This window comes from Chromohalobacter canadensis (assembly GCF_034479555.1).
Lineage (GTDB): Bacteria > Pseudomonadota > Gammaproteobacteria > Pseudomonadales > Halomonadaceae > Chromohalobacter > Chromohalobacter canadensis.
Map to the genome: position 1 here is coordinate 3,262,515 of NZ_CP140151.1, position 16,292 is coordinate 3,278,806.

Here is a 16,292-nt window from a genome sequence, read left to right on the forward strand (position 1 = left end):
ACTGCAATATTGAGCGTAACCCGAAAACGCATATCTGGCATGTGAAATCGACGCATGCCGCAAATACGCAGCATGCGTCTTAGTGCTTCAAAGCGGCAAGCTGCGTGCAGCTTGCCGGCACAAGATGCTAATCAATCAATATCGTCGCCGACTTGAATGATCTTCATGGTGTTGGTACCGCCATGCGCATTCATATGATCGCCGCGTGTCAGGATGACGTGATCGCCCTGCTTGACGATGCCCAGAGAGATGAGGTTGTCCACGGCGTAGCGGTTGAACTCGGTGGGCGCGAGACGTTGTGTGTCGAAGGGCAGAGAGACGACCCCGCGATACAATGCCATGCGGCGCTGGGTGATTTCGGTATGCGCCAAGGCCACGATCGGCAAACCGGAACGGATGCGTGAGGCGATCAGCGGCGTGTACCCGGTGGCGGTCATGCAGACGATCGCGGAGACCCCGTCGAGATGGTTAGCGGCGTACATGGCCGACAGCGCCACGGTTTCATCGACCCGGGTAAAGCCTTCGTGAATGCGATGCTGCGATTGCTGTGCGGCGCGCTCACGCTCGGCGCCCAGGCAGAGACGTTCCATGGCCTTGATGGTTTCCACGGGATAACCGCCGGCGGCAGTCTCGGCAGAGAGCATGACGGCGTCGGTGCCATCAAGCACTGCATTGGCCACGTCGAAGACCTCGGCACGGGTCGGTAGCGGCGAGTCGATCATCGACTCCATCATCTGCGTCGCAGTGATCACCACTTTGTTGAGGCTACGGGCATGCTGGATGATGCGCTTTTGCACACCGATCAGCTGGGCGTCGCCGATTTCCACGCCAAGATCGCCACGCGCGACCATGACCGCTTCGCTGGCGCGGATGATGTCGTCCAGGGTGTCATCGTCGGCGACCGCTTCAGCGCGTTCGACCTTGGCGACCAGGCCGATCTCGCTGCCCGCTTCGCCGAGCAGGTCGCGGGCCAGGCGCATGTCGTCGCCATGGCGTGGGAAGGACACGGCCAGGTAGTCGACACCGATGTCGATGGCGGTCTTGAGGTCCTCGCGGTCCTTGTCGGTCAGAGCGGCTGCAGACAGGCCGCCGCCTTGCTTGTTGATGCCCTTGTTATTGGAGAGCTTGCCGCCGACCTTGACCGTGGTATGGATAGCCGGGGCGTCGACGCGCTCGACCTGTAGTTCCAGACGGCCATCGTCGAGCAGCAGGACATCGCCCGGGGCGACATCATCGGCCAGGTCCTGATAATCGCAGCCTACCCGCTGTGCATCGCCGGCATCACGTTCGAGGGAAACATCGATGACGAAAGCTTGGCCTTGCTCGAGCGTGACCGCCTCGTCCTTGAAGCGTGCGATGCGGATCTTCGGGCCTTGTAGATCGCCCAGAGCGGCGACGGTGCGCCCGACGCGTGCGGCAGCGTCACGTACCGCCTTTAGCCGCCGCCGATGATCGTCCGCGGAGCCGTGGGAGAAGTTGAGCCGTACCACGTCGACGCCCGCGGAGATCATGTCTTCGAGGACCCCGTCGCGGTCGCTGGCCGGGCCCAGGGTCGCGACGATCTTGGTGCGGCGAATCGGACCGTGAAACGCATTCTGCATGGAATTCTCCTTGGCCTCATGAAAGGTTGTAGCGGCTCCGTGCGAGCCATGTCGTTATTTTACTACATTGTGCCTCATCGTCTCGACAGGTGCGATGACCCCCAGGTCGTGAACGTCAGATTATCACTTTTCGCATGATGGACATGCCCCTAGGTTGGATGACTCTGAAGGTGCTTGCCAGTGACACCACCATGGAAAGTATGACGATTTGGATTCGGGTTTTGCTTGCCGGTGGCAAGGCGTCGCGTCTAGTGTTTTGCAAGCCAGTGGCGTAAAGATCGTCATGGACCTGGCTTAAAGGCCCGTGTCGCGACGGACTGGCGCGCAACGAGGCGCTAAGGTAGGGTAGGCGCATTTTTCGCCGGGGGTTCCTCGGTCATGATATCACTGCCGACGCCCTGACAGGGCGCGTTGGCCATTCGAGCGGAGCGTTATGGGCAAGTCACTGGTCATCGTGGAGTCGCCGGCCAAGGCCAAGACGATCAACAAGTATCTCGGCAACGATTTCGTGGTGAAGTCGAGTGTCGGGCACATCCGTGACTTGCCGACAAGTGGCAGCGGCAAGAACGCCACCGATCCCAAGGAGCGAGCCCGCCAGGCAGCGGCGACACGCAAGATGTCGCCCGATGAGAAAGCCACCTATAAAAAGCACAAACAGTGGAACCAGTTGGTGCGGCGCATGGGGATCGACCCTGAGCATGGCTGGGACGCCAATTACGAGATTTTGCCGGGCAAGGAAAAAGTCGTCGCTGAGCTCAAGAAGCATGCCGAGAAGGCCGACGCCGTCTATCTCGCGACTGACTTGGACCGCGAAGGGGAGGCCATCGCCTGGCACCTGCAGGAAACCATTGGCGGCGATGCGTCCCGCTACCGTCGCGTGGTCTTCAATGAGATCACCAAGAATGCCATTCAGGAGGCGTTCAAGACGCCCGGCGAGCTGGACCTGTCACGCGTCGAGGCGCAGCAGGCACGGCGTTTCCTGGACCGTGTCGTAGGTTTCATGCTGTCGCCATTGCTGTGGAGCAAGATCGCACGTGGGCTGTCGGCGGGCCGGGTGCAATCGGTGGCGGTTCGTTTGATCGTCGAACGTGAGCGTGAGATTCGCGCTTTCGTTCCCGAGGAGTTCTGGGATGTCCACGCCGACCTCGTGCCTGAAAAGGGCGATACGGCGCCAGTTCGCTTCGAGGTGGCGCGTCATAAAGGCCAGGCGTTTCGTCCCACCTCCGAACAGGAAACGCTAGAGCGCATCGCGCCGCTGCGCGAGGCGGCGTTGGCGATCACCGATCGTGAAACCAAGCCGACACGCTCCAAGCCCAACGCCCCGTTCATCACCTCGACACTGCAGCAAGCCGCCAGCGGGCGCCTCGGGTTCTCGGTGAAGAAGACCATGACGCTGGCGCAACGCCTCTACGAGGCGGGGCATATTACCTATATGCGTACCGACTCGACCAATCTGTCGCAAGACGCGGTTGAGAGTGCCCGAGCATATATCGACGAGCGTTTCGGCCAAGCGTACCTGCCCGAATCGCCCAACCGTTATGCCAGCAAGGAGGGGGCGCAGGAAGCGCACGAGGCGATTCGTCCCACCGAGGTGGCGCAAAACGGCGACGAGCTTGCGGTGGAGCGCGACGCCCAGCGTCTCTATGAGTTGATCTGGCGCCAGTTCGTGGCCTGCCAGATGGTGCCGGCGGAATACCTGGCGACGACGCTTACCGTCGAGGCCGAAGAGTTCGAGCTCAAGGCGCGTGGCCGAGTGCTCAAATTCGATGGTTATACACGGGTGATGAAGCCGGCAGGCAAGAAGGAAGAGGATCAGGCGCTGCCGGATCTCGAGAAAGGGCAATCGATGACCCTGCAAGCACTCGATCCTCAGCAGCATTTTACCAAGCCGACGGCGCGTTATACCGAGGCGAGCCTGGTCAAGGAGCTCGAAAAGCGGGGAATCGGGCGACCTTCCACCTATGCCTCGATCATCTCCACGATTCAGGATCGCGGTTACGTCAAACTTGAGAGCCGTCGTTTCTATGCCGAGAAGTTGGGCGATATCGTCACCGACCGGCTGGCCGAATCGTTCAGCGACCTGATGGATTACGGCTTCACCGCACGCATGGAAGATCACCTCGACGAGATCGCCACCGGCAACCGGGAATGGCGTGAGCTGCTTGACGCCTTTTACGCCGAGTTCAAGACCAAGCTCGAGCATGCCGAGGCCGAAGAGGGCATGCGGCCGAATCAGCCGGTGCCGACGGACATCGACTGCCCCACTTGTGGCCGCAAGATGCAGATTCGCACGGCATCGACCGGTGTCTTCCTGGGGTGCTCGGGATACAACCTGCCCCCCAAGGAGCGTTGCAAGACGACCATCGACCTTATCCCCGGTGACGAAGCCGTGGCGTCGGATGCCGATGAGGAGGCCGAAACCGAAGCCTTGCGGGCCAAGCATCGCTGCCCGGAATGTGGTACGGCGATGGATAGTTACCTGATTGACGAGACACGCAAGCTGCATATCTGCGGCAATAGTCCCGATTGCAGCGGGCATGAAATCGAGCAGGGCAAGTTCCGTATCAAGGGGTACGACGGTCCGGTCATCGAGTGCGACAAATGCGGCAGCGAGATGCAGCTAAAGTCCGGGCGTTTCGGCAAGTACTTCGGCTGTACCAACGAGAACTGCAAGAACACCCGCAAGCTGCTCAAGAGCGGCGAAGTCGCACCCCCCAAGATGGACCCGATCCCCATGCCCGAGCTGGCCTGCCAGAAGGTAGAGGATCATTACGTCTTGCGCGATGGCGCCAGTGGCCTGTTTCTGGCGGCGAGTCAATTTCCCAAGAACCGTGAAACGCGTCCCCCCCTGGTCAAGGAACTCAAGGCGCATCGCGACGAGCTACCCGAGAAGTACCATTTCCTGCTCGACGCGCCGGATGAAGATCCCGAAGGGCGTGACGCGCAGATTCGGTTTTCACGCAAAACCAAGAGCCAGTACGTGATGAGCGAGCGCGACGGCAAGGCCAGCGGCTGGCGGGCCGAGTTCGAAGACGGAAAGTGGCGGATCGAGGATAAGCGCAAATGACGCCAAGAGGCCGTACCAACCAACTGCTCTATCATGCTCAGTTGTTATTGGATACCTCCTGGGCCGACGACGAGCATACCGATGCTCGTCGTATGGCGCATGAAGAAGGTGCTCTGGCCACACTGGAGTTGGCGCTTAATGCGGCGCTGCGAGAGTTGACCGAACACGCGCAACTCTCGCGACACGATTGGCGCGAGCTGCTGGCCGAGCAAGGCCCGGCATTAGCGGGTGTCGTGCAGTTGCGAGAGCTGGCGCGACGAGAAGACAGCTGGCTGGAGCGCTTGCTGGCGCATCTCGAGTATTTGCATGATATCGAGGGCGCGTCGCGTCGCCGTGTCGTCGGCTCGAGCATGATCGCCAGCGCCTCGGGGATATCCTTATCCGAGGAGCTCGACGCATGTATCACGGCGTTCAAGGCTCAGCTTGACGAACTGCGCCAGACCAGCGAGGAGTGGTGACGTCGCCTGCATGCGGTGGTATCCTGCAGGCAATGAAAAGAAACGACCATGGCGTTTGCCTTGGTCGTTTTTTATTGGGACAGACGGGAGAATATAGCGTGTCCGATACCGCGATTCTGGAAATTGTCGAGCTCGCCGATGGCGAAGTCGTGCTTCGGCCTTCCGAAGCCGAGGGTGAGCCATTGGTAAGCATTCGCTTCTCGGAGGAAGCTCTGGACTTATTGCGTCAGAGCCGCTTCGAGGTAGCGCGTCAGATGATCGACCATGCGATCACGCGCACGCGCCTGTGGGAAGGCAGTGACAATGAGGAAGAGTCGCAGGAGGCTCCGGAAACGGTGCATTGATGCGCTTTGCTTGAGGGTCGATGATAGTGTTATCGCCATGACGTCCGGCTGCCGATAAGGCGCCGGGCGTCATTATTTATGGCATCATGAATTTCCTTCATGATCACTTGAATGATATGCAGTGGTCATGGCCCCTATGGCGCGGCAAAGTGAGCGCCCTAATCTTCGAGCCGAGAGTCGAGAAACGCTATGAGCCAGTATCAGCCTCCATTTCGTGCCGACACCGTGGGCAGCCTGTTGCGTAGCGACGAGCTCAAGCAGGCGAGACGCCGTTTCCAAGCCGGGGAGAGTGACTACTCGGCGCTACGTGCCGTTGAAGACGCCGAGATTCGACGTGTCGTCGCCAAGCAGGAAGCGTTGGGCCTCAAGGCGGTCACCGATGGCGAGTTTCGCCGCGCCTGGTGGCATTTCGATTTTCTCGAAGGCCTTCAGGGCGTAGAAGGCTATAGCTCGGATCAGGGAATCCAGTTTCAGGGGCGTCAGACGCAGGCGCGCAGCGTGCGTGTGACCGATAAGCTGGGGTTCGATCCCGAGCACCCGATGCTGGGACACTTCCGTTTCTTGGCAGAGACCGTCGACAAGGCGACGCCGAAGATGACGCTGCCGAGCCCCAGTGTGCTGCACTTCCGTGGCGGTCGCCGCAATATCGATACTAGCGTCTATCCCTCTCTGGATACTTTCTTCGCCGACCTGGCCGACACCTACCGTGACGTGGTCAAGCATTTCTATGCGGCGGGCTGTCGTTACCTTCAGCTCGATGACACGGTGTGGGCGTATTTGTGCTCCGAGAAGGAATTGGCGGCGGCGCGTGAGCGTGGCGAGGACGCCGACCGTCTACAACACATCTATGCTGAGGTGCTCAACCACGCGCTGGCCGATCGCCCCGACGATCTGCACGTCAGCCTGCACGTCTGCCGGGGTAACTTTCGCTCGACGTGGATCAGTGAAGGGGGCTATGAACCGGTGGCCGAGACGCTACTGGGACGCGTCGATGTCGATGCCTACTTCCTCGAATACGACACCGAGCGGGCGGGCGGTTTCGAGCCGCTGCGTTTCCTGCCAGAAGGTCACAAGCAGGCTGTCCTGGGGCTGATTACCAGCAAGAGCGGCGAACTCGAGCCCGCCGATACGGTTAGCGCTCGCATTGCCGAAGCGTCGCGCTACGCGCCGCTCTCCCAGCTTTGTTTGAGCCCGCAGTGTGGCTTTGCCTCGACCGAGGAGGGCAATTTGCTCAGCGAAACGCAGCAGTGGGACAAGCTGCGCCACGTCGTGGATATCGCCAAGGCCGTCTGGCAAGACTGAGTTTCGCCATTCTGGTCTGGTATTCGCCCTCGCATACTCGTATGTGGGGGCGTTCTATCAGGTGGGGCTCGCGTTGAACTTCAATGAAGATGCTCCTGAGGGAGCGTTAATCGCTGACTTCTCCTGCCATGTAACGGTAAGTCATCGCTTCTCCAAGGGGTGCTAACGGCGTCGCTGGTGTGTCCATTCGGCGACGATTAGGAATCTCTGGACCCTTTGATCATGGGCAGCGTGGGAAAATTTACCGTGTCTCAGGCAATTGATATTGGCGATATTAGCGGTATTCGTATTATCCTGTGGGCGGTACATGAGGGACCTGATGTATCAGGGCTTCATCACCACACACAGAAAGGTTTTCAAGGAGAACGCAGATGTTGTCCAACAGCAAGAACACGCTCAAGCTTCTGGTTGCCGCTGGCTCGCTGGCCGTGTTGGCAGGTTGTGCCTCTGGCCAGGAACAGATGAAGAGCGATATCGATCAGGCGCAGGCTGACGCGTCTGAAGCCAAGAGCATGTCTCAGCAGGCAATGAATGCTGCCGAGCAAGCTCAGCGTGACGCGCAGGCCGCTCTCGAAGCGACTCAGCGTAACCGTGCCGAGATGGACCGTATGTTCGAAAAGTCCATGCGCAAGTAATGCGTAGGCAAGTATAGGGCCGGCGTTTCAGCGTCTGGTCCAGGAAAGGGCCCCACCATTTGGTGGGGCCCTTTTCGCTTGCAGCTGATGGGGATGACGCCCCGGGGGGCTTTCGGTGTACGCTAACAGCCTTGTCACGATCATTCGGAGTGGAACATGAGGCGATGGGCGCGTGCGTTGGTAATGACCTTGAGTGTGTTGTCGTTAGCGGTCTGGAGTGGGTCATGCGCGCTGGCGAACGCCGATGACGAGGTGTGGATCTTGATCGACGACAATGATTCCACGCTGGATATCTATCGCGGCGATACGCGCATCGAACGTTATGAACCAGTGGCGTTGGGGCGGGGAGGTACGGCGCGCGTGCGTGAGCAAGGCAGCAGAATGACGCCTACCGGCGAATTTCATATCAACCGCATCAACCGCGACAGCAAGTTCAATATCTTCCTGGGACTGGATTACCCCAAGCTCGATACGGCACGCGAGGCGATGCAAGCCGGGTTGATGTCGCCGACCGAATACGCCGATTTCCAGGATGCCTATTATCGTGATGGTGCGCCACCGCAAGATACCGTACTGGGCGGTTATATTGGCATTCACGGTTTAGGCGCCAGCGATCCCGATATTCACCGGCGTTTTAACTGGACGGAAGGGTGTGTGGCCGTCACCAACCCTCAGATCGAAGAATTGACGCGTCTGGTCTCGATCGGCACACGCGTCGTGATCCGAGGGGACGACGATGCGCCGATCGCGGCCTTGCATGACAAGCCTCAGGTCGATTCTAGAACCTCGACTGACTGATAAAGCAGATGCGGCGGCATCGGCAAGGCGTCGTACAGGCTGCCGGGCAGCGGTTCACGCGGCGCCTTTTCTTCTGGCTCGACGTTCAGTGCCACTGCTGCGCCATCGGGAATCAACACCGCGTCCGCTAGGCGCCGGTGATCGATATCGGTGTCGATATCGTGGCGTTTCAAGGTGGCAACAAGCGCTTCATCGGCGTCGAGGACACGCTTGATCACCGGCGACCGACGGTCTTCCTCGAGTAACGGGAAGGACTGTACGTAGAGCGTCTTGTCGCGCCAGCCGAACTTGGTCGGCTCGCTGACCAGGTTCACTTGGGTGCCCACCGGGAGCTTGCCGAAGAGATGCTCCACGTCCTCCGGGAACATGCGAATGCAACCATGCGTCACGCGCATGCCGACACCTTGCGGGCGATTGGTGCCATGGATCAGGTAGCCGGGAATGCCCAGCCGCATCTTGTACTTGCCCAACGGGTTGTCGGGGCCGGGCGGCACGACGTCGGGAAGTTCACGGCCGTCCTCGGCATGCTCTTCGATGATTGACTGGGGCGGATACCAGGGTGGGTTTGCCTGCTTTTCGGTAATCCGTGTCTCTCCCAATGGCGTCGACCAGTCCATGCGCCCGACGCTGATGGCGTAGGTTTCCACTCGTGCCGGCTCTCCCTCCTTTTGCTCGGGATAGTAATAGAGGCGCATTTCGGGGATGTTGACCACGACACCTTCGTAGTCGGCATCGGGAAGAATGAAGCGCGTGGGGACCGTGACCTTGGTGCCTTCGCCGGGGTACCAGACACTGACGCCGGGATTGGCGCGGCGCATCTCCTCATAGCCGATCCCATATTGGCGACCGATATCGAGCAGCGTGTCTTCCTTTTCGGCTTCGATGACGCGCGCTTCGCCGACGATATTGCTGTTTTCGTCGATCTCGAAGCGCGTGACACGTTGATCGTGGGGAGCCGCTTCGGTCTGCGGCAAGTTGGCCGCTTCGGGGTCGATCACGGGGCCTGGCGCGGGATCGGCCAGCGCCAGCGTGGAGAGAGAGAGCAACGGGGCCAGCAGTAAAGGCGATAGGCCACGAAAAGTAACCGGCATGGATATGGACTCTTTTTCATTCAGGCAAGTGGCGGACGCCACGGTTACCTGCATTCTGGCGTATTTTCATGCCGACACAAGCCTTCAGCGTGCTTGTGGCGCGCATCCGTGCGTTTGTACGAGCGGCTTGGAAGCACCCGCATGGGCGGGTGCTGCCTGTTACGCTGCTTCTGTCTTGCGGTTGAGTTGTTCGAGTAACGCTTCGAGCAGAGAAAAGCGCCGTTCCTCGTCGCTCATGTCGCCTTCAAAGCGTAGCGTGTCCGCGCCGTCCAGCCGGTAGTGTGCTGGGTCCTTCTGAATCATCTGGACCAACGTCATGGGGTCGACGGCGGTGTGCGTGCCGAAAGTGAGGCGGCCACGCTCGGCACCGGCTTCAAGGCGCACGATGCCCAAGCGTTCGGCACGCTGGCGTAGCCGGGTCTGGCGGAAAAGCGTCTTGAGCGGCCCTGGTAGCAGCCCGAAACGGTCGATCATCTCGACCTGCAATTCCTTGAGCTCGGCTTCATCCTCGGCGTTGGCGATGCGCTTGTACATGATCAGGCGCTGCTGCACGTCAGGCAGGTAATCGCTGGGGATCAAGGACGGCAAGTTGAGGCTGATTTCCACGCCATCGTCCAGCGGAGACTCGATATTAGGCGTCTTGCCGCTTTTGATCGCCTTGACCGCGCGGTCAAGCATTTGCATGTAAAGGCTATAACCGACCGTTTCCATCTGCCCGCTTTGTTCATCGCCCAACAGTTCGCCGGCGCCGCGAATCTCCATGTCGTGACTGGCGAGGGTGAAGCCGGCTCCGAGATCCTCAGCCAGGCCGATCGCCTCGAGTCGCTTGAGCGCATCCTTGGTCATGGCCTTGGGCGGTGGCGTGAGGAGATAGGCATACGCCTGATGGTGGCTGCGACCGACACGCCCACGGAGCTGGTGCAACTGGGCGAGCCCGAACTTGTCGGCGCGTTCGATGATGATGGTGTTGGCGCTGGGCACGTCGATGCCGGTTTCGATGATCGTCGAGCACACCAGCACGTTGAAGCGCTTGTGATAAAAGTCCGACATCACGCGTTCCAGCGCACGCTCGGGTAGTTGGCCGTGGGCGACGGCCACTCGCGCCTCGGGCACCAGCTCGGCAACGTGCTCGGCCGTGGTTTCTATCGTCTTGACTTCGTTGTGGAGGAAGTAGACCTGGCCGCCGCGCAGGATTTCGCGTAGCAGGGCTTCCTTCAGGACGCCTTCGTTGCGCTGCTGCACGAAAGTCTTGACCGATAGGCGGCGTGCCGGGGGCGTGGCGATGATCGAGAGGTCGCGAATACCGCTCATCGCCATGTTCAAGGTGCGTGGAATCGGCGTCGCTGTGAGCGTCAGGATGTCGATCTCGGCACGCAGCCCCTTGAGCTTTTCCTTCTGCGAGACGCCGAAGCGGTGCTCCTCGTCGATGATCAAAAGCCCCATGTTGGGCAGCGACATCGACTTGGACAGCAGCTTGTGGGTGCCGATGACGATGTCGGCGCGCCCCTCGGTGATGCGGTCGAGCGATGCCTGCTGCCCCTTGCCGGCGGAGAAACGCGAGAGCAGCTCGATCTGGACTGCGGTATCCGCGAAGCGGTCGCGGAAATTGTCGTAGTGCTGCTGAGCCAGCAGGGTAGTGGGGACCAGCACCACCACTTGGCGACCGGAATGCACGGCGAGAAAGGCCGCGCGCATGGCGACCTCGGTCTTGCCGAAGCCCACGTCGCCGCAGACCACGCGATCCATCGGACGCGGCGCGGTCATGTCGCCGATGACCGCATCGATGGCAGCGTGTTGATCAGGGGTTTCCTCGAAGGGGAAGCTGGCCGTGAAGCGTGCGTATTCCTCACCGGGGGCGTCGCAGGCGAAGCCTTCGCGTGCCTCGCGTCGGGCATAGGTATCCAGCAGCTCGGCGGCAGTATCACGGACCTTCTCGGCCGCCTTGCGCTTGGCCTTGTCCCAGGTTTCCGAGCCGAGTTTATGCAGCGGCGCCAGTTCATCGGTGGCGCCGGCATAACGCGAGATAAGATGCAGGCTGTCCACTGGAACATAGAGCTTGGCGCCGCCGGCGTATTCCAGTGCCAGAAATTCTGCGGCTTGACCGCCGGCTTCAAGTGTCTCAAGCCCTTGGTAGCGGCCCACGCCGTGGCTCTGGTGGACCACCGGAGAGCCGGGACGCAATTCCGCGAGGTGGCGTACGGCGAGTTCGTTGTCATCGGTCACTCGGCCACGGCGACGTGCCTGGCGAACGACATCGCCGTACAGCTCGGTTTCGGTGATGACGCAGGTGGCGGGGCTGTCGAGCCATAGCCCTTCATCGAGGCCGCCCGCGCAAATCGCCAGCGGCGCACTGCCATCCAGGAAGTGTTGCCAGCCATCGGCCACGGCCAGAGGGCGCCCCAAGGGGGCGAGGGTTTCTTCCAGTGCTTCGCGGCGCCCGCTCGACTCGGCGACCAGCAAGACGCGTGGAGCGTCGGGCGCACCGAGAAATGCCTCCAGTTTGGCGAGGGGGTGATGACCACGTGCGTGAATGGCTACATCCGGGAGGGGATGCGTAGCCGGTAGCTTGGCATGAGGATGCGGTTCGTCGTCGTCGACCAATGCCACGCGCGGGTGCTGCTTGATGGAGGCGAATACCTCGGGCACGGGCACGAAGGCATGTGCCGGTGGTAGCAAGGGCCGCGTGGGGTCGACGCCAAGATTGTCGTAGCGACTCTCGATGGCGCTCCAGTGATGTTCGGCCGCGTCGTGGACACCGGGCATCAGCGCAATGCGCGTATGCGCATTCAGATGCTCGAACAGGCTTGCGGTTTCCTCGAAGAAAAGTGGCAGGTACTGCTCCAACCCGGGAGATGGAATGCCCTTGAGCGCGTCGTTGTACAGCGGGCATTGGCGCGGGTCGACATCGAACAATGTCTCGAATCCCTCGCGGAAGCAGGCGATTGCCGAGCGCGACAGCGAATATTCGTGTGCCGGCAGCAACTCTACGCGTTCGACCTTATCCAGGGAGCGCTGAGAGTCAGGATTGAAATGCCGCAACGTATCGACTTCGTCATCGAAAAGATCGATGCGCAGGGGATGTTCGCTGCCCATCGGATAAAGGTCGATCAATGCGCCACGCAGCGCGTATTCACCGGGTTCGTACACGGTCTCCACGGCACGGTAGCCCGCTCGCGAGAGGCGTTCCCGAAAGCCTTCCCGGTCGAGTTGCATGCCGGTGTGCAATGTGAGGACACGACCGGCGATGTAATCGGTGGGTGGCAGGCGTTGCATCAGGGTGTTGATGGGCACCACGACGATGCCGCGCGTCCCTTCTTGCAGCTGACGCAGCGTCTTTAGACGTGTCGAGACGATGTCCTGGTGCGGAGAAAAGCTATCGTAGGGCAACGTCTCCCAGTCTGGGAACGACAAGATGGGATGATCGGCGAAGAATTGCAGCGCGCCTTCGAGCCGTTGAGCGCTGGAGGTATCGGGGGTCACAACCATCAGCGGAGCATCGTCGGCGAGGCGCGCCAGCGCCAGGGCGCTAGCGGCTGCATGTGGGCGTTGCCAGTAGACAGTGTCACGCAAGCCCTGAGGATGCGGTGGATCGAGCGGTGAAAAATACGACATGATGCGCTTCATTTTTTAGGTCGAGACGATGATAGCAGGCAAAACAAGGGTTGGGGGTGATACACGGGGATTTAAAGCCAGGTCCGGCACCGGTCTTGTAGTCGAAAATGGCTGCATAAATCGACGTTCAATGCCTGTTTTTCGCCCTGTAGTCAAGGGCCTATTGGTGTAGTGAAATTACACCGCATGCGACCAAGCAAGCATTGCTTAGGGTGTGAATGGCTACGGATAATGCATTCGATTTCGTTCCCTGCTGCCGTGACGAGGCCCGCCGTGAGTCAAGAAAAGCTCGATACCTATTTTCAGGATTGGCAAGAAAACGAAGCATTGGCTGAGGAAATGATCCCACTGCTGGGACGCCTCTACCGCAAGTACAATGTTGTGCCATCTCTATACGGGCGTTCGTTGATCAATCGCTCGGTCATTCGCATTCTCAAGAACCATCGCTACGTCAAGAAGGTCGAGGGTGTCGAGCTCTCGGTGCGTGATACGTTGCCGATGGTCAAGGCCATGACCGAGCTCGAACTAGGGCCGGCGCACATCGATATAGGCAAGCTGGGGGTGGCCTTCAAGCGCTCCGAGCAAGACGACATCAGGGCCTTCCTCGAAACGGAGCTGGCCGATATCGTGGGGCGTCATGCCGATACCGGTATGGGCGGCGAGCCCAAGGATGTGGTGCTTTACGGCTTCGGGCGCATCGGTCGTTTGCTGGCGCGTATCCTGATCGAGAAGGCGGGCGGCGGCAACTTGTTGCGGCTACGTGCCATCGTGGTGCGTGGCGGCGGCGATGACCTCGAGAAGCGTGCCAGCCTGTTACGTCGTGACAGCGTGCACGGGCCGTTCGCCGGCACGATCCGCGTCGATCATGAGAATGAGGCGATCATCGCCAACGGCAATTACATCCAGATCATCCATGCCGACTCGCCCCAGGACATCGATTATACCGCGTACGGGATCGACAATGCCCTGGTGGTCGACAACACCGGCAAGTGGCGAGACGAGGAAGGTCTGTCCCAGCATCTGGCGTCCAAGGGGGCGGCGAAGGTGCTGCTGACCGCCCCTGGCAAGGGCGACGTCAAGAATATCGTGCACGGCATCAACCACGATGATATTGCCGACGACGACCGCGTGATTTCGGCGGCGTCGTGTACTACCAATGCGATCGTGCCCATCCTCAAGGCAGTCAACGATGAGTTTGGTATCGTGCATGGCCATGTCGAGACGGTGCATGCCTACACCAATGACCAGAACCTGATCGACAACTACCACAAGGGCGACCGTCGGGGACGCAGTGCCGCGCTGAACATGGTGTTGACCGAAACCGGCGCCGCCAAGGCCGTGGCCAAGGCGCTGCCCGAACTGTCAGGCAAGCTCTCCGGGAATGCCATTCGTGTGCCCACGCCCGATGTTTCCATGGCCATTCTCAACCTGACGCTTGATAAGGCCACCGACCGCGAGGCGCTGAACGAGTACCTGCGCGATATGGCCTTGCATTCACGCATGCAAAAGCAGATCGATTACGTCGACTCGCCGGAGGTGGTGTCGTCCGATTTCGTGGGCAATCGCCATGCCGGGATCATCGATGCTCAGGCGACGATCGCCGATGATCGTCAAGTTGTGCTCTATGCGTGGTATGACAACGAATTCGGGTATAGCTGTCAGGTCGTGCGTATTCTGCAGCACATGTCCAACGTGCGTTTTGTGTACTTGCCGCGCGAGACGCGCTGAGTTTCCTCGCCTCCATCTCTTGCGCCCCGTTCCGGGGCGCTGTGTTTCCCGTCTGCACTATCGTAAGCCTCATACTTCCTAAGGTTATGTAGTCATTCGGGACTTGTCTCTCTATAATGGTGCCCGATTTTGGGGACGGCCCTTGGCCATGGGCCGAAAGAAGCAATCGTCTGATAAGAAAAGAATCCGACTCCCGTGAAGATTGCCCGCGCTATTCAGCATTCTTGAGAGACGCGTGGCAAGCGCGTGGACGTTCATGGACCCCTTTCCTTTCGAAACATCAGATCCGACAACTGGGCGAGACTATGATCGAAGTCAAACGAGGCCTGGATCTCCCCATCGCCGGGTCGCCGGAGCAGCGCATACACGATGCGCCGCCCGTGCGGCACGTGGCGATCCTCGGTCCCGACTACGTGGGCATGAAGCCGACGATGGAGGTCCGAGAGGGGGACAAGGTAAAACTGGGCCAGCTGCTGTTCACCGACAAGAAGATCCCGGGTGTACGGTTCACGGCACCAGGCGCAGGCGAGGTGGTGGCTATCAACCGTGGCGAGAAGCGACGCCTGCTGTCGGTCGTCATCAAGCTCGATGATCACGAAGAGGCCGTACCCTTTACGGCGCATGGTGCTGACGCGCTGGATCGGTTGGAGCGCCAGACGGTCGTCGATCAGTTGGTCGAGTCAGGGCTCTGGACCGCATTCAGGACTCGCCCTTATTCCCGCACGCCCGCACCCGATGCCATCCCCGCCGATATTTTCGTTACCGCCATCGATACGCATCCTCTTTCTGCCGACCCCAGTGTAGTGATCGGTGAGGACGCCGCTGCGTTCGAGCAGGGGCTCAAGGTGCTTAAGCATCTCACGCCGGGCCAAGTGTTCGTATGCCATGGTCAAGGTGCCGAACTGCCGGGTCGCGAGCTCGAAGGCGTGCGTTTCGAGGCTTTTGCCGGCCGGCACCCTGCCGGGCTGGCGGGCACCCACATCCATTATCTCTCGCCAGTGAGTCTTGCGCGTCAGGTATGGCATCTTGGCTATCAGGATGTCATCGCCTTCGGCAAGATGTTTGCCGAAGGGCGCCTCGATACACAGCGCGTAGTGGCCGTCGGTGGTCCGCGCGCCAAGCAACCGCGTTTGCTGCGGACGCGTCTCGGAGCGAGCAGCAATGAAGTGCTGGACGGCGAGGTCGAGTCGCCCGATGACACACGCGTGATTTCCGGCTCGGTCTTCGGTGGCGAGATTGCCGAAGGCTCGCGGCGCTTCCTGGGCCGCTTCCATCGACAGTTCACGCTGCTCGAAGAGGGCAATAAGCGTGCCTTCCTGGGCTGGTTGTCACTCGGGTTGCGGCGTCATTCGGTGATGGGCATCTATGTTTCTCAGTTTCTGGGGCTCAATCAGTATTCGCCGAATACCTCCACCAACGGTTCCGAACGCGCCATGGTGCCGGTGGGCGCCTACGAGCGCGTGATGCCGCTGGATATCATGCCGACGCAGCTGCTGCGCTCATTGATCGTGGGCGACATCGAGAGCTCGATGGAACTCGGCTGTCTGGAGCTGGATGAAGAAGATCTCGCGCTTTGTACCTACGTTTGCCCCGGCAAGTACGAGTACGGCCCCATCCTGCGTGATAACCTCACCATGATCGAGAAAGAGGTCTGAC

At 60.3% G+C, this 16,292-nt stretch carries 11 protein-coding genes; 8 read left to right on the forward strand and 3 right to left on the reverse strand.

Annotated elements, in window-relative coordinates:
* Positions 1 to 131 precede the first annotated feature (131 nt).
* Complete coding sequence (pyk, locus tag SR908_RS15165; RefSeq protein ID WP_246921205.1) at positions 132 to 1,601, reverse strand: pyruvate kinase; 1,470 nt, start codon at positions 1,599 to 1,601, stop codon at positions 132 to 134.
* Between the two features lie 433 nt (positions 1,602 to 2,034).
* Here pyk and topA point away from each other — a divergent pair, with 433 nt between their 5' ends.
* The 6 genes from topA (at position 2,035) to SR908_RS15195 (ending at position 8,205) form a co-directional block, all read left to right on the forward strand.
* Entirely contained in the window at positions 2,035 to 4,668 is a 2,634-nt protein-coding gene (topA, locus tag SR908_RS15170; RefSeq protein ID WP_246921203.1) for a type I DNA topoisomerase, read from the forward strand.
* Positions 4,665 to 5,126: a DUF6586 family protein gene (locus SR908_RS15175; RefSeq protein ID WP_246921201.1), complete on the forward strand. Its 462-nt coding sequence runs from the start codon at positions 4,665 to 4,667 to the stop codon at positions 5,124 to 5,126. Before topA ends, SR908_RS15175 begins: the two co-directional genes overlap by 4 nt.
* 98 nt (positions 5,127 to 5,224) lie before the next feature.
* Positions 5,225 to 5,470 carry a hypothetical protein gene (locus tag SR908_RS15180; RefSeq protein WP_097023231.1) on the forward strand — a complete coding sequence of 82 codons (246 nt, stop codon included), beginning with the start codon at positions 5,225 to 5,227 and terminating at the stop codon, positions 5,468 to 5,470.
* A 189-nt stretch (positions 5,471 to 5,659) separates the two neighbouring features.
* The gene (locus SR908_RS15185; RefSeq protein WP_246921199.1) at positions 5,660 to 6,772 is read left to right on the forward strand and encodes a cobalamin-independent methionine synthase II family protein; all 1,113 of its coding nucleotides are present in this window, start codon (positions 5,660 to 5,662) and stop codon (positions 6,770 to 6,772) included.
* Between the two features lie 371 nt (positions 6,773 to 7,143).
* Positions 7,144 to 7,407, forward strand: a complete 264-nt coding sequence (locus tag SR908_RS15190) for an Lpp/OprI family alanine-zipper lipoprotein (protein ID WP_097023233.1) — start codon at positions 7,144 to 7,146, stop codon at positions 7,405 to 7,407.
* A gap of 156 nt (positions 7,408 to 7,563) precedes the next feature.
* Positions 7,564 to 8,205 carry a L,D-transpeptidase family protein gene (locus SR908_RS15195; protein ID WP_246921196.1) on the forward strand — a complete coding sequence of 214 codons (642 nt, stop codon included), beginning with the start codon at positions 7,564 to 7,566 and terminating at the stop codon, positions 8,203 to 8,205.
* Here SR908_RS15195 and SR908_RS15200 read toward each other — a convergent pair.
* Positions 8,175 to 9,296 carry a L,D-transpeptidase family protein gene (locus SR908_RS15200; RefSeq protein ID WP_246921193.1) on the reverse strand — a complete coding sequence of 374 codons (1,122 nt, stop codon included), beginning with the start codon at positions 9,294 to 9,296 and terminating at the stop codon, positions 8,175 to 8,177. The two genes, SR908_RS15195 and SR908_RS15200, sit on opposite strands and share 31 nt — an antisense overlap.
* A gap of 159 nt (positions 9,297 to 9,455) precedes the next feature.
* On the reverse strand, positions 9,456 to 12,908 hold the full coding sequence (gene mfd, locus SR908_RS15205; protein ID WP_246921190.1) for a transcription-repair coupling factor: 3,453 nt from the start codon (positions 12,906 to 12,908) through the stop codon (positions 9,456 to 9,458).
* A 273-nt stretch (positions 12,909 to 13,181) separates the two neighbouring features.
* Between mfd and SR908_RS15210 the strand changes: the two genes are divergently transcribed.
* On the forward strand, positions 13,182 to 14,636 hold the full coding sequence (locus SR908_RS15210) for a glyceraldehyde-3-phosphate dehydrogenase (protein WP_075367881.1): 1,455 nt from the start codon (positions 13,182 to 13,184) through the stop codon (positions 14,634 to 14,636).
* A gap of 305 nt (positions 14,637 to 14,941) precedes the next feature.
* Positions 14,942 to 16,291: a Na(+)-translocating NADH-quinone reductase subunit A gene (locus tag SR908_RS15215; RefSeq protein WP_075367882.1), complete on the forward strand. Its 1,350-nt coding sequence runs from the start codon at positions 14,942 to 14,944 to the stop codon at positions 16,289 to 16,291.
* Position 16,292 lies beyond the last annotated feature (1 nt).

What these genes read in the sequence shown, in the direction of transcription:
- pyk (WP_246921205.1), bottom strand. Translation starts at nt 1,601, where the DNA reads ATGCAGAATGCGTTTCACGGTCCGATTCGCCGCACCAAGATCGTCGCG.
- topA (WP_246921203.1), top strand. Translation starts at nt 2,035, where the DNA reads ATGGGCAAGTCACTGGTCATCGTGGAGTCGCCGGCCAAGGCCAAGACG.
- SR908_RS15175 (WP_246921201.1), top strand. Translation starts at nt 4,665, where the DNA reads ATGACGCCAAGAGGCCGTACCAACCAACTGCTCTATCATGCTCAGTTG.
- SR908_RS15185 (WP_246921199.1), top strand. Translation starts at nt 5,660, where the DNA reads ATGAGCCAGTATCAGCCTCCATTTCGTGCCGACACCGTGGGCAGCCTG.
- SR908_RS15190 (WP_097023233.1), top strand. Translation starts at nt 7,144, where the DNA reads ATGTTGTCCAACAGCAAGAACACGCTCAAGCTTCTGGTTGCCGCTGGC.
- SR908_RS15195 (WP_246921196.1), top strand. Translation starts at nt 7,564, where the DNA reads ATGAGGCGATGGGCGCGTGCGTTGGTAATGACCTTGAGTGTGTTGTCG.
- SR908_RS15200 (WP_246921193.1), bottom strand. Translation starts at nt 9,296, where the DNA reads ATGCCGGTTACTTTTCGTGGCCTATCGCCTTTACTGCTGGCCCCGTTG.
- mfd (WP_246921190.1), bottom strand. Translation starts at nt 12,908, where the DNA reads ATGTCGTATTTTTCACCGCTCGATCCACCGCATCCTCAGGGCTTGCGT.
- SR908_RS15215 (WP_075367882.1), top strand. Translation starts at nt 14,942, where the DNA reads ATGATCGAAGTCAAACGAGGCCTGGATCTCCCCATCGCCGGGTCGCCG.